Source organism: Paenibacillus sp. 1001270B_150601_E10 (genome assembly GCF_015558675.1).
GTDB lineage: Bacteria > Bacillota > Bacilli > Paenibacillales > Paenibacillaceae > Paenibacillus_B.
This window is the reverse complement of record NZ_JADMOL010000001.1, coordinates 135,364-158,900: the sequence shown is the minus strand read 5'-3', so window position 1 is coordinate 158,900 and position 23,537 is coordinate 135,364. Positions and strand designations below refer to the sequence as shown.

Annotated in this window: 18 protein-coding genes; all 18 read left to right on the top strand. The window is 47.6% G+C overall.

Annotated elements, in window-relative coordinates; translation table 11 throughout:
- Positions 1–3: 3 nt before the first annotated feature.
- The 18 genes from I2H74_RS00780 (at position 4) to I2H74_RS00690 (ending at position 23,499) form a co-directional block, all read left to right on the top strand.
- Complete coding sequence (locus I2H74_RS00780) at positions 4–1,146, top strand: ABC transporter permease (RefSeq protein WP_195570797.1); 1,143 nt, start codon at positions 4–6, stop codon at positions 1,144–1,146.
- Complete coding sequence (locus I2H74_RS00775) at positions 1,143–2,285, top strand: ABC transporter permease (RefSeq protein WP_195570795.1); 1,143 nt, start codon at positions 1,143–1,145, stop codon at positions 2,283–2,285. Before I2H74_RS00780 ends, I2H74_RS00775 begins: the two co-directional genes overlap by 4 nt.
- Before the next feature lie 432 nt (positions 2,286–2,717).
- Positions 2,718–3,734 carry an ABC transporter substrate-binding protein gene (locus I2H74_RS00770; protein WP_195570794.1) on the top strand — a complete coding sequence of 339 codons (1,017 nt, stop codon included), beginning with the start codon at positions 2,718–2,720 and terminating at the stop codon, positions 3,732–3,734.
- Between the two features lie 32 nt (positions 3,735–3,766).
- Positions 3,767–4,561, top strand: a complete 795-nt coding sequence (locus I2H74_RS00765; protein ID WP_195570792.1) for an ABC transporter ATP-binding protein — start codon at positions 3,767–3,769, stop codon at positions 4,559–4,561.
- Entirely contained in the window at positions 4,554–5,402 is an 849-nt protein-coding gene (locus tag I2H74_RS00760) for an ABC transporter permease (RefSeq protein WP_195570790.1), read from the top strand. The genes I2H74_RS00765 and I2H74_RS00760 overlap by 8 nt, the downstream gene beginning before the upstream one ends.
- 197 nt (positions 5,403–5,599) lie before the next feature.
- A complete protein-coding gene (locus tag I2H74_RS00755) occupies positions 5,600–6,202 on the top strand; it encodes a 50S ribosomal protein L25 (protein ID WP_195570789.1) in 603 nt (200 codons plus the stop codon).
- 266 nt (positions 6,203–6,468) lie between these two features.
- Positions 6,469–7,482 (top strand): aromatic acid exporter family protein, encoded by a 1,014-nt coding sequence (locus tag I2H74_RS00745; protein ID WP_195570785.1) that lies wholly within the window; start codon positions 6,469–6,471, stop codon positions 7,480–7,482.
- A gap of 193 nt (positions 7,483–7,675) precedes the next feature.
- On the top strand, positions 7,676–8,233 hold the full coding sequence (locus tag I2H74_RS00740; RefSeq protein ID WP_195570783.1) for an outer spore coat protein CotE: 558 nt from the start codon (positions 7,676–7,678) through the stop codon (positions 8,231–8,233).
- Positions 8,234–8,408: 175 nt separating this feature from the next.
- Positions 8,409–9,947 carry a putative amidoligase domain-containing protein gene (locus I2H74_RS00735; protein ID WP_195570781.1) on the top strand — a complete coding sequence of 513 codons (1,539 nt, stop codon included), beginning with the start codon at positions 8,409–8,411 and terminating at the stop codon, positions 9,945–9,947.
- A gap of 102 nt (positions 9,948–10,049) precedes the next feature.
- Entirely contained in the window at positions 10,050–12,827 is a 2,778-nt protein-coding gene (mutS, locus tag I2H74_RS00730) for a DNA mismatch repair protein MutS (protein ID WP_195570780.1), read from the top strand.
- Between the two features lie 41 nt (positions 12,828–12,868).
- A complete protein-coding gene (gene mutL, locus I2H74_RS00725) occupies positions 12,869–15,112 on the top strand; it encodes a DNA mismatch repair endonuclease MutL (RefSeq protein ID WP_195570778.1) in 2,244 nt (747 codons plus the stop codon).
- Between the two features lie 88 nt (positions 15,113–15,200).
- The gene (locus I2H74_RS00720) at positions 15,201–15,986 is read left to right on the top strand and encodes a class I SAM-dependent methyltransferase (RefSeq protein WP_195570776.1); all 786 of its coding nucleotides are present in this window, start codon (positions 15,201–15,203) and stop codon (positions 15,984–15,986) included.
- Positions 15,976–16,923 carry a tRNA (adenosine(37)-N6)-dimethylallyltransferase MiaA gene (gene miaA, locus I2H74_RS00715; protein ID WP_195572073.1) on the top strand — a complete coding sequence of 316 codons (948 nt, stop codon included), beginning with the start codon at positions 15,976–15,978 and terminating at the stop codon, positions 16,921–16,923. The genes I2H74_RS00720 and miaA overlap by 11 nt, the downstream gene beginning before the upstream one ends.
- A gap of 51 nt (positions 16,924–16,974) precedes the next feature.
- Positions 16,975–17,214: an RNA chaperone Hfq gene (gene hfq, locus I2H74_RS00710; RefSeq protein ID WP_195570775.1), complete on the top strand. Its 240-nt coding sequence runs from the start codon at positions 16,975–16,977 to the stop codon at positions 17,212–17,214.
- Positions 17,215–17,525: 311 nt separating this feature from the next.
- Positions 17,526–20,174: a PBP1A family penicillin-binding protein gene (locus tag I2H74_RS00705; protein WP_195570773.1), complete on the top strand. Its 2,649-nt coding sequence runs from the start codon at positions 17,526–17,528 to the stop codon at positions 20,172–20,174.
- A gap of 93 nt (positions 20,175–20,267) precedes the next feature.
- On the top strand, positions 20,268–20,930 hold the full coding sequence (locus tag I2H74_RS00700; protein ID WP_195570772.1) for a YdcF family protein: 663 nt from the start codon (positions 20,268–20,270) through the stop codon (positions 20,928–20,930).
- Between the two features lie 102 nt (positions 20,931–21,032).
- On the top strand, positions 21,033–22,016 hold the full coding sequence (locus tag I2H74_RS00695; RefSeq protein WP_229106265.1) for an AAA family ATPase: 984 nt from the start codon (positions 21,033–21,035) through the stop codon (positions 22,014–22,016).
- 241 nt (positions 22,017–22,257) lie between these two features.
- Complete coding sequence (locus tag I2H74_RS00690) at positions 22,258–23,499, top strand: aminotransferase class I/II-fold pyridoxal phosphate-dependent enzyme (protein ID WP_420707412.1); 1,242 nt, start codon at positions 22,258–22,260, stop codon at positions 23,497–23,499.
- Positions 23,500–23,537: the final 38 nt, after the last annotated feature.

Here is a 23,537-nt window from a genome sequence, read left to right as displayed (position 1 = left end):
GACATGATGAGATTTTGGCACATTTTTAAGAACGAGCTTTCCTATTGGCTTAAAGAGCGGAGCACGTATATTCAGTTTATCCTGATTCCTCTCATTATGATATTCGTGTTGGGTTCTTCACTGGCAGGACTTGATAGCTTTAAAAAAGAGGATCTCTCTCTGCCTAGGGTAACACTGGGCGTTGTCAATGAAGGGAATCCCGCTATGAAAGAGATGCTCGCTCAATTTGTTCAGGCGAAGGAAGTACGCGAGTATGTTGTGATGCAAGAGGTTGAAGATGAAGTGTCACTTGAGAAGCAAATGCGGATGCGGCAGGTGGACAATGGCATGGTGATCTCTAAGGAAGCGGGAGCTTCAATTCAATTGCTGCAAAGCACTGACGAGATCATCAATCTGATGATAAATACCATTCTAAATGAATTTGCAAGCGTCTCGGCAATGCAAGCCTTCCAGTCTGAGCATGGCAAGGCAATCGATCTGCAGCGTGCATCCGGCTTTGTAGAGAGCGATTTTAAGGGACCACAGGTTGAAATGGGGCTGTTCTCCTCTCAATCGGTGACCTCAATGCAATACTACGCGGTCTCGATCTTGGTCATGTTTTTGCTTTATTCCGGCTTGCGGTTCGGTACAGCCTTGTTTGTAGAACGCTCCAACTACACGCTGAAGCGGATGCTGTCTACTCCTGCAAGACCCTATGAAATCGTCTATGGCTTGCTGCTCGCCCATTTGATACTTTCCCTAGCCCAAGCAGGAGTGATCATGCTATTAACATCTTGGATCTATGGAGTAGAATGGCATATTGATCTGTTGTCACTGGTTGTGGTATGTACGCTCTTATCGCTTAGCTCTCTTTGTATCGGCATGATGGGGGCGGTATGGTTTGACCAATCAAAGACGCTTCACACGTTTATGCAAACGATTATTGTTGCCATGTTGGCCGTAAGTGGGGGTTATGTTCTGATTCCTGACATTCAGGAGGCTGTTGGTGTCTATACGCTTCCCTACTGGGGCATGCAAACCTTTTATAACTTTATGATGGATGCAACGTCAGTCTCCATACAAAAAGGGATAGGGATTCTAGCTGCATGGGCCTTCGTATTGACTATGATATCGCTATTTTTCAGCAAGAAGGTGGTGAGTAAATGAATATGTTTATCATCGCTAAACAGATGGCTGCCCGTCTGCTAGGCAATAAACGCTCTTGGATTGTACTGTTTGTTGTTCCGTCGCTATTGTTATCTTTGATTATGGGGATGTTTCAGTTTCAGACCCATGCTCAACCTACAGTTGTTTATGTTGACGTAGATCAAAGTCTATGGTCCCATGCCTTAATAAAGGAGCTCGGCAAAACCTATGATTTGATTGAATCGAAGAGTGTCGTGGAGACAGAACGGCTTGTAACCGAACGGAAGCAGGAAGCGGGTCTTTATATTCCTGATGGCTATGGGAAGTTGATTAATCAACAAGAAGCTCCCAAACTTAGCGTTTTTTCAATAGGGTTGAAGGAAGTCTCCTCTACACTGAAGCTCACAGCCGAGCAAGTAACGCGTGAGTGGATGAGGTTTGCCAGTCTAACAGATGCAAAGACGCTGTTATCAGAAGCAAGCCTCCAATCGCAATTGGAGACGTATCTAGCTCTTAAGCCCAGTTATCACATTGAAAAGAATGATTCAGCGGTAGCGCCTAATCTGCGTATTGCAATGGGAATGTTCATGATATTTATTTTATACAATGCGCTTAATGCCGTTGTCGTCATGAAAGAGGATAAACAGAAGACGCTAATGTCGCGAATTTATGCTGCGCCGGTACGGTCTTGGGAGATATCAGCAGGCTATTTTATCGGAATTGTATTATATGGTACCGTTCAGCTTGTGATCGTGCTGTTCATTACAAGAGTTGTTATGGGCATTGAGATGGGAATTGGGGCTGTAGAGCAGTTTGTGCTGCTGGAGTTGTTCTTGTGTGCAGGAATCAGCATCGGGTGTATGCTTGGGGCATGCTTTTCATCCACTTCGCACTTTTCAAACATGGGCTTTGCCTTTGTTTTTCCAACAAGCATGATTGGAGGCTGCTTCTGGCCGGTCACTATGATGAAGCCTTACATGCAAAAGCTCTCGTATATCGTTCCTCAACGATGGGCATTGGACGGCTTAGAGCTTGTAGCTGCGGGAAATTCTCTGTCCTCTATATGGCTTCATCTTGTTGTCTTATGTTTGTTTACCATCCTCTTTCTTTGTCTAGGTTCTGTCGTGCTGCAGCCTGGATTGAAGGAACAAGCTCGGTAGTTTGCAAGAGAACACACTCTCTCATCATCTGCAAGGGACTCCTATGCGATGAGAACATGAATCTTAAACAAAAGCCTCCAGCGGATGCTGTTTGTTCTTAATCTTAAATAAGCAGGATCTCCTTAATGAAGGAGGCCTGCTTTTTTTGCTGTCTTGGCTGGTTTGATCGTAGCAACAAGCGTTTTGCCTTTTGAATCTAACATGACACGGATGGCATATCTCAGAACGGAATGCTTCTGTAAGGAGCCCTAATTCTTACATGTCCTTGAAGTTGATGATTAAAATAGCGTGCTTCCGATGGCGTTCATTTTCTGGCACGGTCTGCTTTCAAGAGTTACCACTTCTCGGGCATTTGCATACACTGCATTAGCAAGTGCCCACTCATTGGATAGGCGGGTGAGTGAAGGCCAAGAGGCTTGGGAGGTTATGTGCATGAAACCCTATCAAAAGCTGGCCTCACTTCTAGTCGCGAGCATTCTGTTGATCAGTACGCTGCTCAGCGCTTGTTCAAAGGATTCTGGCGAATTGACGAAGGTTCGACTAGGCGAGGTCGCAAGAACGATATTCTATGCTCCGCAGTATGTGGCGCTAGCAAAAGATTTTTTTAAGGAAGAAGGACTGCAAGTCGAGCTGCAAACAACAGCTGGCGGGGACAAAACGATGACGGCGCTCCTATCGAATGTTATTGACATTGCGCTGGTTGGAGCCGAGACATCCATCTATGTATACCAGCAGGGCTCAGATGATGTGGTCATGAACTTTGCTCAGCTCACACAAACGGATGGCACATTCCTGATGTCGCGAGAGAAGCTGGACGCCTTCACTTGGGATGATCTCAAGAACAGCGTCTTCCTCGGTCAGCGAAAAGGCGGCATGCCTCAGATGGCGGGAGAATTTACGCTGAAGAAGCACGGCATCGATCCAAAGCAGGATCTTGAGCTGATTCAGAATGTAGACTTTGCCAACATTGCATCTGCATTTGCTTCTGGTACAGGGCAGTTTGTCCAGCTGTTTGAGCCGCAGGCATCCATTTTTGAAGAGGAAGGCAAGGGCTATGTTGTAGCATCCTTCGGAGTGGAGAGTGGAAGACTGCCGTATACCGTCTATATGGCAAAGAGCAGTTACTTAAAGAAGAATCAAGAGACAGCTCAAAAGTTTACGAATGCCATTTATAAAGCGCAGCAATGGGTAGATGGCCATTCGGCTGATGAGGTAGCCGATTTGATTATGCCTTACTTCAAGGATGCCGATCCAGCGATTGTTGCGAGTGCGGTGAAGCGTTATAAGGAACAGGGCTCTTATGCATCGGATCCATTATTGGATCAAGAAGAGTGGGGCAATTTGCTTGATGTGCTTAGGCAGGCAGGAGAGCTGAAGCAAGAGGTTAAGCTTGATGAGATCGTGGATCATTCGTTTGCTGAGCAAGCCAAATCGAAAGCGACCCCATGAAGCGAATAAGGTTGAATGAAGGAGGCGGAGGGATGTATTCGACAGTAGAACTTCGTGATGTCACTCACGTATATGTTACCCCTAACGAAGCGAAGCTTGCCATCGAGCAGCTGTCCGTCTCTATAGCCCCAGGCGAGTTTGTGAGCTTGGTTGGCCCGAGCGGCTGCGGCAAGACGACAATCTTATCGATCATAGCAGGACTTGTTAAGCCGACAGAAGGGCATGTCTACATTAATGGAGATCCGGTGCGGGGCACCTCTTCCAAAGTCGGATATATGCTGCAGCAGGATTACTTGTTTCCTTGGCGTACCATTATGGACAATGCATGCATTGGGCTAGAGCTAACCGGGCAGCTGAATGACCAAATGAAGCAGAAGGTTTCTCAGCTGCTTGAAGGAATGGGGCTTGGAGGTACTGAACAGATGTATCCCTATCAATTATCCGGTGGCATGAGACAGCGTGTTGCTCTCGTTCGCACGCTTGCGACAGAGCCTGAAATTCTGCTCCTGGATGAGCCTTTCTCTGCGCTTGATTATCAGACGAAGCTTCAGCTAGAGGACCTTATCGTCGAAACGCTAAAGCTTAGGGAGAAGACGGCCATACTCGTAACGCACGACTTATCGGAAGCCATAGCCGTCAGCGATCGGGTCATTGTATTGAATCGCAATCCTGGCAGCATTCGAAAAAGCTTTGTGATTCCAGAGCAAATTCGTTCCGTACAGCCTTTTTATGCCCGCGAGCAAGAAGGATTTAATGATCTATTCCATGAGGTGTGGATGGAGCTAGAGGCTTCTGATCGTACAGGAGGTGGCGGCTCTCATGGCTGATCCATTGTCTACAGAATCCAGGGTTCGAACCTCATCAACACGTTTAGTTCAGGCTTCCTTTCAGCAATACAAAAAGAAAGAGCGAACCTTTCGCTTCTCCGTTGTGCTGACCCAGCTTATTATCCTAGTCGCATTTGTGTCCCTATGGGAGATTGCAGGACGACTAAAGTGGATTGACGTGCTCTTATTCAGCTACCCAAGCAAGGTAGGTTACCAAATTTGGAAGGACATGATGGACGGCAGCATTTGGCCGCATCTGCTCATGACAGTTGGAGAGACAATCGTAGGCTTTCTGCTTGGTACAATCCTAGGTACGGCAATAGCCGTTTTGATCTGGTGGTCGAAATTCTTAGCCAAGGTGCTCGATCCGTATATGGTCGTCTTCAACAGTATGCCGAAAGTGGCGCTCGGGCCTTTATTTATCGTCGGCTTTGGCCCAGGCTTCTCCGCCATTGTGGCCACGACTTTGTCGATTACGGTAATCATCACGACATTAGTCGTCTATCAAGCCTTTCGTGAGGTAGATTCCAACTACATTAAGGTCGTTCAAGTATTTGGAGGGAATCGTCGGACGGTATTTCGCAAAGTGGTGCTTCCTGCCTCAATACCAGCCATTATCTCAACGTTGAAGGTGAATGTGGGGCTCGCGTGGGTTGGTGTCATCGTTGGAGAATTTCTCGTTGCGAAGATTGGACTTGGTTATCTCATTATATATGGATTTCAGGTGTTCAACTTCACCCTGGTCATGGCATCGATTGTATTGATTGCGATCATGGCAACTCTGATGTATCAAGGGGTATCTTATCTCGAGCGATTCCTTACGCGTCGAAGAATAGGGTGATGGAATCGTTGAGAGCAGATGATGTTCACCTTTGTAAAAGGATATGGAAGGGAGCCTGCTGATTTTCAAAAAATACAGTGGCGTTTCTTTCCTGTTTCATTGCTGGACAGGCTGGGTAAATAGAATACATATTTCAAATGCCTTATATCATGCAATTCGTAGCTTTGGGCATTGTGCACAAGGAGGCTGTCAAGCAAATGAGCAATAAACATCAATTGTTTCAATTGACCGCAGAACGAAGAAGTGCTGATCATAAGTCAACACTCCATCAATTACGGGAGGAAGGGCGGATACCTGCAATCGTTTACGGTGCAGTTGCAGAGAATATTCCGGTCCATGTACAAGCAAGAGATTTGAAAAAGCTGCTCCAGCGTGGAGGCGCTGAAATGTTCGAGCTTACTGTTGAATCCGATAAGCCTGTCCATGCCGTTCTAAAAGAGATTCAAGCGATCGACGGAGAGCCGAAGCATGCGGACTTCTTTGTTGTACGAGACAATCAACCGATCCGTGCAAACATTCCGCTTGAGTTCGAGGGCACGCCAAAAGGTGCTGAAAAAGGCGGCATCACGCAGCACGTGGTAACAGAGATTGAGGTCGAGGCGCTGCCTGCCTTGCTTCCTCACTCGATTCCAGTAGATTTAAGTTCTCTAGAGATCGGGGACAAACTTCACGCTGCGGATGTGAAGCTTCCTGAAGGACTGACTCTAATAGCGCAGCCTGATACATTGCTTGCTTCTATTGTAGCGCCGCAAGGCAGCTCAGAGGCTGAGGAGAAGGAAGCAGTAGAAGAGGCTGAATAAATAAATCGCTTACCATCGAAAAAAAGGCTTCCTGCTTGATGCAGGGAGCCTTTTTATGTGCGAAGATGTCTGAATTAGCGCCTTATGCTGGCTTGAAGCTGACAAGAGTTGGGAAAGATGATGTAACAACTAAAATGATTTTCATGAAAAGACAACGAAAAACTTTCATCAATTTCTTTGCATCCGATGTAGGGCAGCAGTATAATTCATGTCATACCCATATTAGTCATGCAGCGATTGCTGTGAGTAAAGGAAGGAAATGACCTATGATCTTTGGATTTGTCGGATTTCGCGTCATTAAAACAGCCATTGCAGCTATTCTAGCGATACTGGTAGCTAGTGCCATCGGTCTGCATAATCCAATTGGAGCAGGTACACTCGCAATTATTGCTGTAGACGTAACGCGCAAAAGAAGCGTCAAATCGGTTTCCGAGCGCTTGTTCGCCTCGCTTGTGAGCTTGGTGATTGCTTGGATCCTTTTCAGCCTGCTGGGCTTTCATCTATGGGTCCTCGCCATTTATATTCTGATCTCGTTTCCCATTAGTGCGAAACTGAATTTTCAGCAAGGAATTGTAACCAGCGCAGTTGTAGTCTTCAGTTTCTATAAGAGCGGAGAGCCGTCGTTTCTCATGGTAGGGGACGTTGTGCTCCAACTTATCTGCGGACTTGGAGCAGCTACGGTGGTAAACATGGTTTATATGCCTAGAGAGGATTTGAAGCTAAAGCAAACGAGAGAGGCTGTGGATACAATCTTCTCTACAATTTTTAAGAAGATGAGCGAGAATCTGCAGGATACCTCGATGATCTGGGATGGACATGAACTTATGGAGGCGTCGGACAAGATTGAAGAAGGCATAACGCTTGCTTCAAAAGCTTTAGAGAATCATATCATGCCTTCTGAGGATATGAAGGATGAGGAGCGCTGGCTCTTATATTTCTATATGAGAAAATCGCAGCTAGATCAAATCAATAACATGCTTCAATTGTTATCTGAGATTTATCTAGCCTTGCCGCAGAACCTGCGCGTTGCGAATCTTATGGAACAGTTGAGCGAGGATGTTAAGGACCCTGAATACACAGGAAAGACAGAGCAATTGATAGTGGAACTGGATGAACAGCTGCAGTTCATGGAGCTTCCAAAAAGCAGGGAGGAGTTTGAGGTTCGGGCTACTCTTTTCCAGCTTATTCGAGAGATTAAGCAATATCTAAAAGTCGCGAAAAAAGTGAAACAAGAAATTAATCTCGTTAATATTCAACCCCACTCATTATTTACGCCATAACTTGGAAACGGATTGCCTCTCTCATTGCCGGCACTCATTTCCAATCGGATCTCTACATATATTAAAATACGGGGTTAGCGCGTTAGATTGGTAAGCTTTCAATCTCTTTTAATTTATTGTCGTCCAATTAATCAACAATCGCCTATCTCGTGCATACACTTTAATTGAATGATTGTATGGAGGAGGTCCTAGGATGGCAATTACAGATAAACACCACTGCCGAGAAATCATCACAAAAGCGGTTTGCGGCAAAGGTCGTAAGTTCTCCGTTGTCACACATACGGTCACTCCGCCTCACAATCCGACCAGCATATTGGGGGCATGGATTATTAACCATCAATATGAGGCGGTGCGGGCGGGGGATGGGATTGAGGTTATCGGTACTTATGATATTAACATCTGGTACTCGTACAACAACAATTCTCAGACCGATGTTGCGAAAGAGACTGTTTCGTATGTAGAACTCGTTCCATTGTCCTATGTGGATCCGAAACATCGCTCTTCAACGGAGGAGGTCTCTGCGGAGGCAACGCAGGAGCCAAACTGTGTCGAGGCGAGTGTGACGTCCAGCGGAACGAGTGTCGCGATACGTGTTGAACGTGAATTTGCAGTGGAGATGATCGCAGAAACAAAAGTATGCGTTCGTGTATGCCCGAATGGCTGCAATGATTATGCAGATAAGGACTACGACTTCGGTGTAAGCACGAGTGAATACGATGACTTTGATCCAGATTTATCAGATGAGGTGTAACAGAATCGCCGCAAGCCCATGCGGCGTTTTCTCTTTTCCTTATCGCTTCTACATCAACATATGCACAAGGATAGTTTTCGACGAGGGCGCAAGCCCTCTTTTTCTTTTCCCCAAGCCCTATTTGGATGGAATTGGGTGAGTATCTCGATCGAATCGAATCTTTGGAGGGGTATGAATGCATTTTGTGAAGAATAAGGAGCGAATTGTTAAGCTTAAAGATCCTGTTCAGCTTCGAATCTGGGAAGAAGCCCAGAAGACTAGGGAAAACGACATTGAGTGCTTGTATACGCAGCAAGGATTGATTTGGCTCGCAGGCAGGACGGAGTGGATTCGATCGAGTCTAGAACGAATGGCATGCATTGGACAGAGTGCGGAACGGTTTACGCTCATTAATCGATATGGACGTGACTGGACGCATGAATCAATGAAAAGCCATCTTCAGCGATGCGGGATTCAAACGTCTCCTCAAGCTGTCTGGGGACGAAAGATCATGACGAAAGAGACACGCTATGTGCGCACGGTTACTTTTTGGGTAAATCAATTCGATATTGCGGCGTGCGGTACAACATTGATACAGCCAAATGGTTATATGCAGGTTCAACCGGTGAATGATTGGCAGAAGCCGCCTTACCGAAGACTCGGCCGAATCGCGATTCGAGCCGCTTATGCCTTAAGCTGGGATACCCTACAAATCACTCTCCAAGGCATACCTCACGACCCGAATGTTCACGTGACAGCAGCAGGGGTGTTGGATGAGCCGCAGGAAGGAGATGTTGTGCTCCAATGCTTCCCTGTGTCAAGACAAGCAACCCCAAGCTGGGTCTGGAAGCGTTATGAAGAGCAGCTGTTGAAGCAGGCAAAGGAATTCGCTCATTATGTTCAGCATCGAGAGCACGCTGCGATCAAGTACGGGATGGATCTGGAGTATGTGCTGAAGGACGCGAGCAGCGGGAGCGTCATTTCCGCATCGAGATTTTTGCCTTATGGCGGTGTCGCAGGTTGTGATGCGGTTCGCATTCATGGACGCGTGTTGTATCCGTTAATGGAGCTTAGGCCTAGGCCGTCTACCACTCTGGACGGACTTCTTCATCATTTGCATGATGCCATGCTGCAAGCTTGGAAATGGATAGATGCTAAGCTGAAGGATTATAAACAACATAAACCTAATTATGTTAACTCGGTTAAATGGTGTGGAGGATCACTGCCTCATCCGCTGCTCCCTATTGGCGGACATCTCCATGTGTCCGGCATTCCGCTTACGCCGGAGATGAGCCGCGCTCTGGATATGTATGTTGCCTTGCCGGTGTCTTTGTTGGAGCCTACAGCGGGTGAGGGAACTTCCCGCCGGCCTAAGTATGGCATGCTGGGAGATATTCGTATGCAGGAGTATCAGGGTGAAGGCGGCTTCGAATATCGCACGCTGCCCTGTTTTGCCATTACACCAGAACTTACAATGGAGGTATTAAGTCTATTTGCAGCTGCAGTTGAGCATTACCGGGAGCTCTCGCATCGAGACAGCTTGCGTCCTGCCTTGGTCTATTCCTTCACAGAAGGACATAAAGAGCAATATCGAGAGCTTGCGCAAACCTTGCTTATGGATATCGCTGCAAGGGCAGGCGGTTCCAAGCGATTTTGGATTGAACGATTGCATGAGCGAATTAAAAATGGTTGGACATGGAACGAGAGCGAGGATCTATCATCCGCATGGTTGTAGGGGTTCCGAGAAATCAGGCTCCTATATGACATGAAAGGGTGAGGAATCGCTCTTTTTTTGCTATAATAGACAAGTTATTTAACAGAGGACGGTGAAAAAGAGATGGCATCGTATACGCCGATGATTCAGCAATATTTATCCATTAAAGAACAGGCGAAAGACGCCTTTTTGTTCTTTCGCCTTGGAGACTTTTACGAATTGTTCTTTGATGATGCCCTGCTTGCATCTAAAGAATTAGAGATAACCTTGACAGGCAGAGAGGGAGGGGCGGAAGAGCGCATTCCGATGTGCGGCGTTCCTTACCACTCTGCTGACAACTATATTCAGCGATTGATTGAAAAGGGGTATAAAGTAGCCATTTGTGAGCAAGTCGAGGATCCTGCAGCTGCAAAAGGAGTGGTGCGGCGGGAAATCGTACGTATCGTTACGCCTGGGACCGTAATGGAAGGCAAGACAATCGATGAGAAGAAGAACCACTATCTTATCGGTGTTACAAAAGCAGAAGGCAAGATGGCGATTGTTGCTTGTGACCTCTCAACAGGCGAGCTTACGGTAACTTCCTCCTTGGCGCAGATCAATTGGCTTATGGATGAGCTGAATGTATATTTGCCAAGTGAGATTATCGGTGATGAAGACCTAATCGAGCAGGTGAAGCCATATACGCTTGGCTGGTCGCAGCGTGTATTGTTTACGCCATGGGCAGACCGTGATGAGAAGCTGGCAAGGAAGCAGTTCGGTGAAGCTTCGTGGAGTAGACTCGATGTGGAGCGACAACAGGCTGTCAGCATGATGATGGCGTATCTTGGCGAAACGCAGAAGCGTTCTCTAGGTCAGTTGACGACAATTCGAGAAATAGAGCCGGATCAGTATTTGGTGCTGGATCCATTCACAAGGCGCAATCTTGAGTTGACGGAGACGGTAAGGGAGCGGGCGAAGAAGGGCTCGCTGCTATGGCTGCTTGATCGAACGGAGACCTCAATGGGCGGCCGCTGCCTGCGTCGCTGGATCGATAAGCCACTTCTAAGCCAATCTGCTATTGATGCCCGTCTGGAAGCCGTAGATACGCTGTATCATCAACTGATCTGGCGTGAAGAGCTTCGTGAGCAGTTATCCGCCATCTATGATTTAGAGCGTCTTGTGGCCCGGGTTGCTTTTGGAACGGCGAATGGCCGTGATCTTATTGCCATGAAGCAGTCGCTTCATAAGGTTCCTGCACTGAAGTCGCTATGCTTGAGTATGAGCTCCAACACGCTTCAGCAGCTTGCAGAACAAATGGACACCTGTGAGGACATTGCGTCCTGGATTGAGCAGGCCATTGTGGATGAGCCTCCCATCTCTGTCCGCGACGGCAATCTGATCAAGCAAGGCTATCATGAATATTTGGATCAGTTAAAGGAAGCAAGCACAAACGGCAAGCGCTGGATTGCGGATCTGGAGCGCCGTGAGCGTGAAGCCACCGGCATCCGTTCCCTAAAAATCGGCTATAACAAAGTGTTTGGCTATTATATCGAAGTGACGAAGTCGAACTTATCTTCGTTACCAGAAGGGCGATATGAGCGCAAGCAGACGCTAGCGAATGCAGAACGCTTCGTGACCCCTGAGCTAAAGGAAAAAGAAGCATTGATTCTTGAAGCTGAGGATAAAATGACAGGCCTTGAGTATGAGCTGTTTGCAGAGCTTAGACAAAAGATCAACGAGCATATTAAGCGGCTCCAAGCGCTGGCAGAGTGTATCGCCGAGCTGGATGTGTATCAGTCCTTGGCTGCTGTCAGTGCGAAGCAGCGCTTCGTTAAGCCAACCATTCATGCCGGCTTTAACCTGGATATTCAACATGGCCGCCACCCTGTCGTAGAGGCGGTTATGCAGAGCGGCAGCTTCATGCCGAACGATACGCTGCTTCAAGAAGAGCAGTCGGCTATGCTCTTGATTACTGGCCCTAACATGGCGGGTAAAAGCACATATATGCGCCAAGTTGCCTTGATCTGCATCATGGCACAGATCGGATGCTTTGTTCCGGCAGAACATGCTTTCATCCCGCTTATCGATCGCATTTTCACTCGAATAGGCGCTGCCGATGATCTCATTGGCGGACAGAGTACGTTCATGGTAGAGATGATGGACATTCAAGTGATGACGGAAAAAGCCACACGCCGCAGCCTTGTCATTATTGACGAGCTTGGACGGGGGACATCAACAAGCGAAGGCATGTCCATCGCTCAAGCGGTTATTGAATATGTCCATGATCATATCGGCTGTAAAGCACTCGTCTCGACGCATTTCCATGAGCTCGCGCATTTAGATCAGCATCTTCCAAGACTTCTCAATGTATGTATGGCGGTACAGGAGAGTGGAAATGATATCACATTCCTCCGCAAGCTTGTTCCAGGTGCTGCGAGCACGAGCTATGGCATCTATGTTGCCCGTCTTGCAGGTTTGCCGAATTCCATCATAGATCGTTCCTATGATCTTCTTACGCGCTACGAGCATATGGTCGCCAAGAATGATAGTCATGAGGATGATCATGATGATAGGGCAGTGGCCTATCAGAGACAGGCCTCGGCAGCGGATATGCTGAAGGAAAGCCCTGTTCAGCTGGACTTGTTCGGTATGGACAGTGGTACAAAAGAATCTGCAGCGGCCAGTGAGGACCCTGCCGCGAAGAACGATCTCACGAATGACAAAAATCAACTAGACGCCGCCTCTAACTCTCAATCCTTAGCATCTCCCGTTCAAGATGCAATGAGTGGTTCCTTCCCATCATTAGAGATGGAAAGACTGATCAAGGAACTGAGCGAGGTGGATGTCATGGGGATGACACCGCTTGATGCGATGAATCGCCTTCATGAATTGATGAGAAGCGCGCGGTCTATTAAAGGTTAAGGTTAATTGCCCTACATTAGACGAAATGAGGTGGAGAGCAGATGGCCGTCATACATGTGCTGGATGATCAGCTAGCAAACCAGATTGCGGCCGGTGAGGTTGTTGAACGACCGGCCTCTGTCGTAAAGGAGCTTGTCGAGAACGCCATTGATGCCGGAAGCAGCCGGATCGACGTTACTGTCGAGGAAGGCGGGCTTCAGCTTATACAAGTCAAGGATAATGGAGCAGGCATTGCTGAGGATGATGTAGAGACTGCCTTTCTGCGTCATTCGACCAGCAAGATTCAAACGAATCGTGACCTCTTTTCGATTCGAAGCCTTGGCTTTCGCGGCGAAGCGCTGCCGAGTATTGCGGCAGTATCGAAGCTTGAGATGCTCACTGCAACTGACAATAGCGGTCTTGGCCGCGTGATTCAAATGGAAGGCGGACAGCTTATTAAACATGATTCCGCTCCTTCCATGCAGGGAACGATGTTTACCGTGCGTGAGCTGTTCTATAATACGCCAGCACGACTTAAATATATGAAATCAATTCAGACGGAGCTCGGTCATATATCCGATCTGATCTATCGATTGGCGCTGTCCTATCCAGAGATTGGTTTCACCCTGAAGCATAATGACCATACCTTGCTTCAGACGCTTGGAAACGGTGATTTGAAGCAGGTCGTTGCGGCCATTTACGGCGTGCACACTGCGAAGCAAATGATACCTATCGAAGTGGAACAGCTAGACTACAGCATCTCAGGCTATATTGGCAAGCCAGAGCTTACGCGCTCCAATCGAAATGCGATGTCTTGGTTTGTAAACGGAAGATATGTGCGAAGCTATTCTTTGAATCAAGCAGCACTGAGAGCATACCATACCCTGCTTCCGATCAACCGCTTTCCAGTCATAGTCATGCAGGTGAAGATGCATCCAACGCTGGTTGATGTGAACGTGCATCCTTCCAAGATGGAAGTTCGATTCAGCAAGGAAGCAGAGCTCGCTGAATTTATCGAGAAGAGCTTCCGTCATGAGCTGGTGAGCGAGCCCTTGATCCCGAGTGCGGCCCCGAATCCTAAGGCGAAGGTGAAGACCTTCGTCGAGCAGGAGCAGTGGAGCTGGGCGGCAGTAACAGATGAACGAGGCGTGCCTGTCATTTCAAGAGGTGCTCTCGTTCCCAGTGAGCCTGCTCCTTCTGATCAAGAAGAGCAGAACAAGCAGAATGCCGTATCCAACCAAGGAGCGGTTGTAAGCGAGCGGCTAACGCAAGCAAGTTCAACATTTGAAGTGCCTGAAGTGCAGGATAAGGCTGCTTCTTCTGAAGTAAAGCATTCATCATCCGGCTTTAAGGCTGCGGAACAAGTTCCAGATCAATTTGTTTCTCAAGATGAACGAACAGCATCTACATCAACATCGCTCCGAGAGAGCCGAAGCGATTACCTAACGCAGAATGAGGCGCTTAAAGATCAGGCAGGATTCAACCCAGTCTCTGATTCTAAAGAATATGGAAAGGATCGAGATCGTTCTCCATCTCGCGTTTCTGAGACGTCGACACAGCAGCGTGAAGCAGAACGGAACATTTCGCATGCTGGTGCAGCCCCTCATCGCAACGACAGGCAGGGTGTGGGGGTCTCAACGAGAGCCGAAGCGGAGAAAGCGCGCGCAAATCTATCTTCATGGAATCGAGTGCTGGAGAAGCCGCCTGCTGACGTAAGCTTGCCTCCGTTTCCTTCGCTTTCCTTGATAGGCCAGCTGCATGGGACCTATCTCATATGCGGAAACGAGGAGGGGCTCTACTTAATCGACCAGCATGCGGCCCATGAACGGGTTAATTACGAATATTATGTAGAAGCCTTCGGAAAGCCTGCCGAGGCATCGCAGGAGCTGTTTATTCCGATTACGATTGAATATACGCCGAATGAGGCAGATCGGATACGTGAGCGTATGCATTTGCTGGAGCAGGTTGGAATCATTCTGGAGCCGTTTGGATCGCAGACATTTTTGATCCGTGCCCATCCATACTGGTTCCCTTCAGGAGAAGAAGAGGCACTTATCCATGAAATGATGGATTGGGTTCTAAAGGAGAAGTCTCCAGATATCCGTACGATGCGAGAAGCGTCAGCAATCATGTGCTCTTGTAAGGCTTCTATTAAGGCGAATCAGCGCATCACGGACGCAGAGGCAGAGACATTAATCGCTCGCCTTGCGGCCTGCCATCAGCCTTATACTTGTCCGCATGGCCGACCTATCGTAGTGAAGTTTACCACTTATGATCTGGAGAAGATGTTTAAGCGCGTCATGTAACATTTGATCACTAACATGTGAAGTCGATTCAAAGGACTTCTGACATTTGTAATTGTTTTTGAAACCTGGTTATAATGAGGAGGCACCTATGATCGTAACAACGGGGGATTCTACCTCAGCGGAATGGATCGATCACGCTCAGAAGTTAGCAAAGGAATTAGGTGCTCGATATGTTGTTAGGGAAGGGCAATCTGTGCCGCGCATGGTGAAAAAGTATAGGGATGAAGACTTTCTCATCATTATGAACCATAGTGTCAGATTTGTACGTGTGGGTCAGACGGATATGACCTATCATCCTAGCATGGCGTTTATTCGAGCTAAGCGACTGCTTGCTGGCCGATCGGATGGCATGATACGGGCTTCTCGCGTGGAAGCGGATGACATCGTTCTCGACTGCACGGCTGGACTTGGCAGTGACTCGCTTGTCTTCTCTATTGCGGTTGGGGATAAAGGCCATGTCATCGCATGCGAGAGTGAGCTTTCTCTCTATGCCTTGGTCAAGGCTGGACTTCGCCATTATGAGTCACAAGTGCCTGAGATCAATGAAGCGATGAGACGCATTGAGATGCGTCATGGCGAGCACTTGGATCAGCTTAAGCAAATGGAGGACAAGTCCGTCGATATTGTATACTTTGATCCGATGTTCCGTGAACCGGTGGAGGAATCAGCTTCCATTGTTCCCTTGCGTCAAGTTGCAAACCATGCCTCGCTTCGTATGGAATCCATACAAGAGGCAAGACGAGTCGCTCGTAAGACCGTCGTCCTAAAGGAGCTTCGAAATAGCGGCGAATTCGAACGGCTCGGATTTGATCGTGTGGAGCTTTCCGGATCTAAATTAGCTTATGGAGTGATAGATATTGCCGATAACAACTAATGCCAAGCGTCCACTTCTCGTGCTTGTCGGTCCTACGGCAGTCGGCAAAACGAAGCTGAGCCTGCAGCTTGCGAAGCATGTTAACGCAGAGATTATTTCAGGCGACAGCATGCAGGTGTATCGGAAAATGGACATCGGCACTGCGAAGCTGCCTGCTTCAGAGCAAGAAGGAATTGTGCACCACATGATGGATATTCATGAGCCGGATGAACCATTTTCAGTGGCGGAATTTCAAGAGCGCTGCTCGGTTCTAATTGAGGAAATATGTGATCGCGGCAGCATTCCATTTATCGTCGGTGGTACAGGCCTTTACGTAGAGTCCGTTTGCTACGGATTCGAATTCAGTGAAGAGGGGTCCGATGAGGCATTCCGCAGCGAGATGGCTGAGTATGCCTCGAAGCATGGGAACGAAGCCCTACATGCCAAGCTGAATGAAGTGGATCCTGAGTCCGCGGCTCGCCTGCATCCGAATGATGTGCGCAGAATCATCCGTGCGCTGGAAATTTACCATCTCACTGGCAGCAAGATGTCTGATCAGCTGGCTGGGCAAAAGCGCGAGCCCAAGTACGACTTATTCATGATTGGTTTGACAATGGATAGGCAATTGCTATATAAACGAATAGAGGATCGAATTGATCTTATGCTTGAGGAAGGTCTAGTTCAAGAGGTTCAACACCTGCTTGATCTGGGCTATACCCGGCAAATGACTTCCATGCAAGGACTCGGTTACAAGGAGATTGCGGCCTACCTAGAAGGCGAGATGTCATATGAAGCTGCTGTCTCATTGCTGAAGCGAGATACACGCAGATTTGCCAAGCGTCAGCTGTCCTGGTTCCGTCATATGAAGGATATTCAATGGTTGGATGTAACGGACAGTTCGAAGTACGAACAACAATTGTTAGAAATTTGCGAGCTTACAGCAGGAAAGTTTCGGTAAGAGGTTGAATATATTTCAACACAATCTGAATGATGATGGGGGTTACGGACGATGAACAAGCCTATTAATATCCAAGATACGTTTTTGAACCAATTGCGCAAGGAAAGCATTCCAGTAACCGTATATTTGACGAATGGTTTCCAAATCAGAGGCATTATTCGTGCCTTTGATAACTACACGATCGTCATCGACAGTGACGGACGTCAACAGATGGTATTTAAGCATGCCATCTCTACCTTTACGCCAATGCGCAATGTATCCTTGATGCAGGACAACTCTGCAGAATCGTAAGAAGAAACGAGATGCTATCCTGTCCGTTTCATACTGGTTGAGCCTTGAAAGCAGAAGAGTTTTTGAAACTTTATTGAAAATGAAACGTCTAATAGGATAGAACTCTGATGAGAACAACCCCAACAGGGTTGTTCTTTTCATTCATGTAACCTTTTGACGGTGATGAAGGGTTATACTTACCCTAGTCCGTCAGATAGGCATGAATCTGTCATTCATGGTTCAACGCGGAGGGACTTGTTACAAAGTCATGGTTATTGGGTATCCACGTATAGAAAGATAGAGCATTTTAAGGGAAAAGGGAGTCGGAAAGAATGTCTAGAGAAGATTATCGATCACGTTCTCATCCACAACGTCCCAGTCGATCGCAGGCTTCTAATCAGCGCAAGCAAGCGCCGAAGCCTAAGAAGCGCTGGACTTGGAAGAAGACTTGGTGGCTAATGTTTTTCACCACTACGTTTGCTGTTTTTTGTGCGGTAGGCGGTTATTTATTTATATTACTAAATGGCGAACGATTAATGAATGAATATCGGGAACAGGATATGTTCGAGCTGGCTGTCGCCTCTACGATCTATGATCGGAAGGGAGTCGAGCTAGGTAAGATTGGCGCCGCAGAGAGCAATCGTGAGATTGCTGAACCAGGAGAAATTCCGAAGAAGGTCGAAGATGCTTTCGTGGCGACAGAAGACCGTCGATTCTATGAGCACGCAGGTGTGGATTTATGGTCCATCGGCCGTGCGATGGTAAAGGACGTTATGGCTGGCGGATTGGTTGAGGGTGGTAGTACCATTACGCAGCAGCTTGCCAAAAATATGTTCTTGTCTTCGGATAAAACATTTTTCCGTAAGGCGACGGAGATGTCCATCGCATTAGCGATTGAGAATCACTATACGAAGGACGAAATACTCACCATGTACTTGAACCGCATTTATTTCGGCAGCGGGGCATATGGCATTAAGGCAGCAGCCTATACCTATTTCGGCATAAAGGATCTTAATGATCTTGAGGTGTGGCAAATGGCGACGCTGGCGGCTATTCCAAAGGCGCCTTCACACTATAGCCCACTTCGGAATCCTGAGCGTTCCAAGGAGCGCAGAAACGTCGTACTGAGCTTGATGAAGGAACAAGGATTCATTACCGAAGAGGAGTTCCAAGAAGCGAAGAAAGTGGAGTACGATCCAACGATGGCGCCTTCGAAGAAAGAGGGCAGCACATCCTCCGGTACTTCTGCATACCAATCCTTTATTGACTACATGATGGAGGAAGTGGAGGAACGTACAGGCTTGACGGAGGACCAGCTTCGCCGCGGTGGCTACCAAATCTACACGACGATGGATAGTCAAGCGCAAAAAGCGATGTTTGAGGAATACCAAAATGCGGATAACTTTGAAGAGAGCAACACGGATGTGCTTTCTCAAAGTGCAATGGTCATTACTGACCACTCTAATGGTGCGATTGTTGCGATGATGGGTGGTCGCGATTATGCCGTCAAGGGACTGAACCGGGTAACTGTTAAGAGACAGCCAGGTTCCTCCTTTAAGCCAATTGTCTCTTATGCGCCAGCGATTGAATCCGGGGAATACTTCCCTTGGTCGACACTTAGAGATGATAAGCAATGCTTCGGCAATTACTGTCCAACTGACCTTGGCAGCAATAAGTACGTTGGTGCGATTGAAATGACAGAGGCAGTGAAGCGTTCGACGAACTTGCCAGCCGTTTGGCTGTTGAATGAAATTGGGCTTAAGAATGGTTTTGATTTTGCGAAAAACATGGGCATTGATCTTGATGACGAAGACTATAACCTTTCGATTGCGCTTGGCGGTTTGACGAGAGGGGCAACCCCAATTGAAATGGCGGAGGCCTATAATGCATTTGCGAATGGAGGAATCCATTACGATTCCTACAGCATCAAGAAGATTGATGACCGCAACGGCAAGCAGGTATATGCCTACAAGGCTGAAAAAGCAAAACGAGTCATGAAGGAACAAACCGCTTATTACATGACGCAAATGATGGAGGAAGTTGTACGCAGCGGTACAGGTCGTGCTGCTCAGATGGATCGTCCAGTAGCAGGCAAGACAGGTTCCACGCAGCATTCCATCCCAGGCTACAATGGTTCTGGAAGCCGTGATTTCTGGTTTGTCGGTTACACACCGCAATGGACAGCAGCGGTGTGGATGGGATACGACAAGACCGATAAAGATCATGTTATGAAGGGAAGCAGCGGTCAGCCAGCGGCACTATTCAGCAAAATAATGAGCAAGGCGCTTGCTGGTGTAGATGGCGGAAGCTTCGGCAAGCCAAATAATGTTGAGGATAAGCCAGTTGAGAAACCGCAAGCATCTATTGGCGGATTATCCGCTTCTTATTCTGAAAATACGAAAACCGTATCGCTTACCTGGAATGCCATTGAAGGATCCAATGTGAAGTATCATGTATACCGCAAATCTGCTGAAGAGCAGCAGTTCACGAAGATCCTAGCAGATGTTGCTGTACGGAATGCAGAAGATATAGGAGTGTTCCCAGGCCAGTCGTATACGTACTATGTAACGGCGACAAGCGACGATAATCCTGATGAATATGGCAAGTCGAGCGAAGTATCGGTTTCCATCCCGGCTGACGAGAGTGTGGAGCCTCCAGTTGATCCGAATGTTCCGCCTACAGATCCAACAGATCCTAATGAGCCTGGTGGAGAAGTAACTCCACCAGATGGCGGAAATGGCAATGGCAACAATGGCGGCCAAGAGCCAGGCGGAGGTTCGCAAGAAGGCAACGGTGAACAGGGCGGCAACTCAGGAAATAATGGCAGTGGCAATAACGGAAATGGCAACGGTAATAGTGGTGGTAACGGCAATTCAGGTGGAGAAGGAGACGGATCTACAGAAACGAATGGCGATACCAACACGATTGACCCCGGAACCGATGGAGAAGTCGACGTGCAGCAAGAGCAGCCTGCAGCATAATGATGTAACTTTAACTTAATCCATGAACAGAAGAGAAAGAGGACAACAAGACGCTTGTGTCCTCTTTTTCCCCATCTAGGAGGTGAATGCAGCATGTATTCTGGCAAAGATGTTTCAAACCCTCGCTCTCTTATTCGGCAGGGAGGCGGGCGCAAGCGGCGTATTCCGAAGGTGATTATATCTCTGCTTATTATTGTGTTAATTGGGATTGGCTGGACAGGCTACACTCAGCTGCAAATCGCGAAGGCAGGTGGTGCATCCACGCATGATCCTACGGATGTTGGGATCGTTCTTGGTGCAGCCATGTGGGGAGAACGTCCTAGTCCGGGATTAACAGAACGATTGCAGCTCGCTGTTGAGCTCTATAACCAAGGTAGGTTCAAAGAGATTATTGTGACAGGTGGAAAAGGACATCAGAGTGATCCATACTCAGAAGCAGAAGGCAGCAGAAACTATTTAATAGAGCATGGCATCCCTCCTGAACATATACATTTAGAGAATGAGTCAACGAGCACTCTGGAAAATCTTAAATTTACACAGCCCCTATTGACGAAAATGAATGCAGGTGATGAAAGCACAGTTACCATCATCACGCATGATTTTCATGGGACGCGTGCACGAGAAATTGCTGAAAAGCTCGGCTATTCGTATGTGAATGTAGAAACCGTGAGCAGTCAGGTCCTATCGCCGATCAAATATTTCAGTAGGGAAACCTTAGCCTATACAAAATGGAAATGGGACGAGTTGTGGCTGTAATTCTTCTAATAACCTGAGAATCGCTAGCATATGCTGGCTTTAGTGGCTAGGACTTTTAAAATGGCTCTAAGCATTTTGATGATTGTCGAGAGGGTGAGTCTTATGCATAGTCGTTCTCAGGCGGCCCAGGCTTCTACTGATCCAGTAACGCAGAATCGTCCGTCCCGTCAAATTAATGTGGTGCTTAGGCCGTATGATCAACCCCAAACAGCGAATACAAACGCTGAGAAGAGCTCAACTGGCATAGATCTGGAGCGGCATCATACGTTTGCAGAAATAAGCAAAGAGTTTGATCGGTTAATCGGTCTCCAGCATATTAAGGATATCGCTTTTGAGCTTTATGCCATGATTCAGATGAACCAAAGACGAGCGCAAGCTGGATTAACAAGCCCGAATCAAGTGTATCATATGCTTTTTAAAGGCAACCCTGGGACGGGAAAGACAACAGTCGCACGCATAATGGCGAAGATGTTTCAACAGCTAGGAATCTTGAGCAAAGGGCATTTGATAGAAGCGGAGCGGGCGGACTTGGTTGGGGAGTATATTGGCCATACGGCTCAGAAGACGAGAGATCTGCTGAAGAAGTCGATGGGCGGAGTGCTGTTTATTGATGAAGCTTACAGCTTGGCACGCGGCGGTGAAAAGGACTTTGGCAAGGAGGCCGTGGATACGCTTGTCAAGGCCATGGAAGATCATAAAAACCAGTTCGTGCTTATCTTAGCCGGTTATTCCGATGAAATGGAATCCTTGATTCAAACGAACTCCGGACTGCCGTCTCGTTTTCCCATTCACATCGATTTTCCCGATTACCAGGTGGATCAATTGCTTCAGATTGCAGAGACAATGGCAAAGGATCAAGATTATGTGCTTGTTCCCCAAGCGCTTGCAGTACTGAAGGATATGGTTCTAGAAGAAAAGGTGATGTCGCCACATCTCTTCAGCAACGCGCGATTTGTTCGAAATTTGATGGAAAAGGCGATGCGCAATCAAGCTGTCAGGCTCTTGCAGCAATACCCAGAGCTGTCTCCCGGGAAGCTAGAGTTGATGTCGCTTCATGCAGAGGATTTAAAAGTAGAGCGAAAATAAGGTATACTAGATATAAGGGCATGTATCATACGCAAGTATGAGCGGCGGCTTGTATACGAGACAGCGTGCTCCCACGTCAGATTGACGGGGAGCTTTTATTTTTGCTGAACGCGCTGAGGAATTCATGAGGATTCTTTACATAACAAGTCAGACGATTCATGTTATGATGATGCTTATATTAGGAAATCATTCAGCAAGGGGAAACGAAGATCAAATGAACTGGACACCAGAACTACAAGCAATGGAGCAAAAGATAGAGCAAAAAATCTCGCCAATGACCCGTCAGATCGAGCATATCGCAGAACGGAATCAGTGGAAGGTCATTCAAGCGTTTCAAAAGCACAAGGTAAGTGATTATCATTTTGCCAATTCCACGGGCTATGGCTATAACGATCGCGGCCGAGAGGTGCTGGATGAAGTGTACGCGGATGTATTCGGTGCAGAAGCGGCATTAGTACGACCACATTTTGTATCAGGCACGCATACAATATCGATTGCTTTGTTTGCTGTATTGCGCCCAGGCGATGAGCTGCTGTACATTACAGGCTCGCCTTATGATACATTACATAAAGTGATTGGGAAGGAGCATGATGGTACAGGCTCGCTTGCAGATTGGGGCATTAACGTGAAAATGGTTCCGCTTCTGCCAGATGGGAATGTAGATTGGACTTCTGTTAAAAGCGAAATCACCGAGCGCACGAAAGTGATTGGCATTCAGCGCTCAAGAGGCTATGACTGGAGAGCCTCCTTTACTGTTCAGCAAATTGGGGACATGGTGAAGCGGGTGAGAGAGATCCGTAGTGATTTGATTATATTCGCAGACAACTGTTATGGAGAATTTACGGAGCTAGAGGAACCCACTGAAGTTGGTGTGGATCTGATTGCGGGCTCATTGATAAAGAATCCAGGAGGCGGTATAGCTCCAACAGGTGGCTATATTGCTGGAAGACGTGATTTGGTGGAGAAGGCTGCTCAGCGGCTAACTGCACCAGGAATCGGCAGTGAGGTAGGAGCTATGCTTGGGGCGATTCGCTCCATGTATCAAGGCTTATTCCTTGCCCCTGCTATGGTTGGACAAGCCGTGCGTGGAAGCGTATTTGCAGCTGCTTTGTTCGAAGAGCTGGGATATGAGACATCGCCTCATTGGTCCAGTCCTCGAACAGACTTGATTCAAGCCCTGCGCTTTGATACGGCAGAGCACCTTATTGCCTTTGTGCAAGGCATACAGCGTGCTTCAGCGGTTGATGCTCACGTTGTTCCTGAGCCATGGGCAATGCCAGGGTACGAACACCCTGTTATTATGGCTGCAGGTACCTTTATTCAAGGGGGCAGCTTAGAACTATCGGCTGACGCCCCGATTCGAGAGCCCTATACGGCGTATATGCAGGGTGGCCTTACTTATGCACATGCGAAGCTCGGAGCGCTGATGGCGCTTCAGACGATGATTGAGCGCAATTTGCTCGTTCTTCCAGGTTCAATTTAATAAGCTTTGAATGTTCTTGAAATAGCTGGTTTAATAGG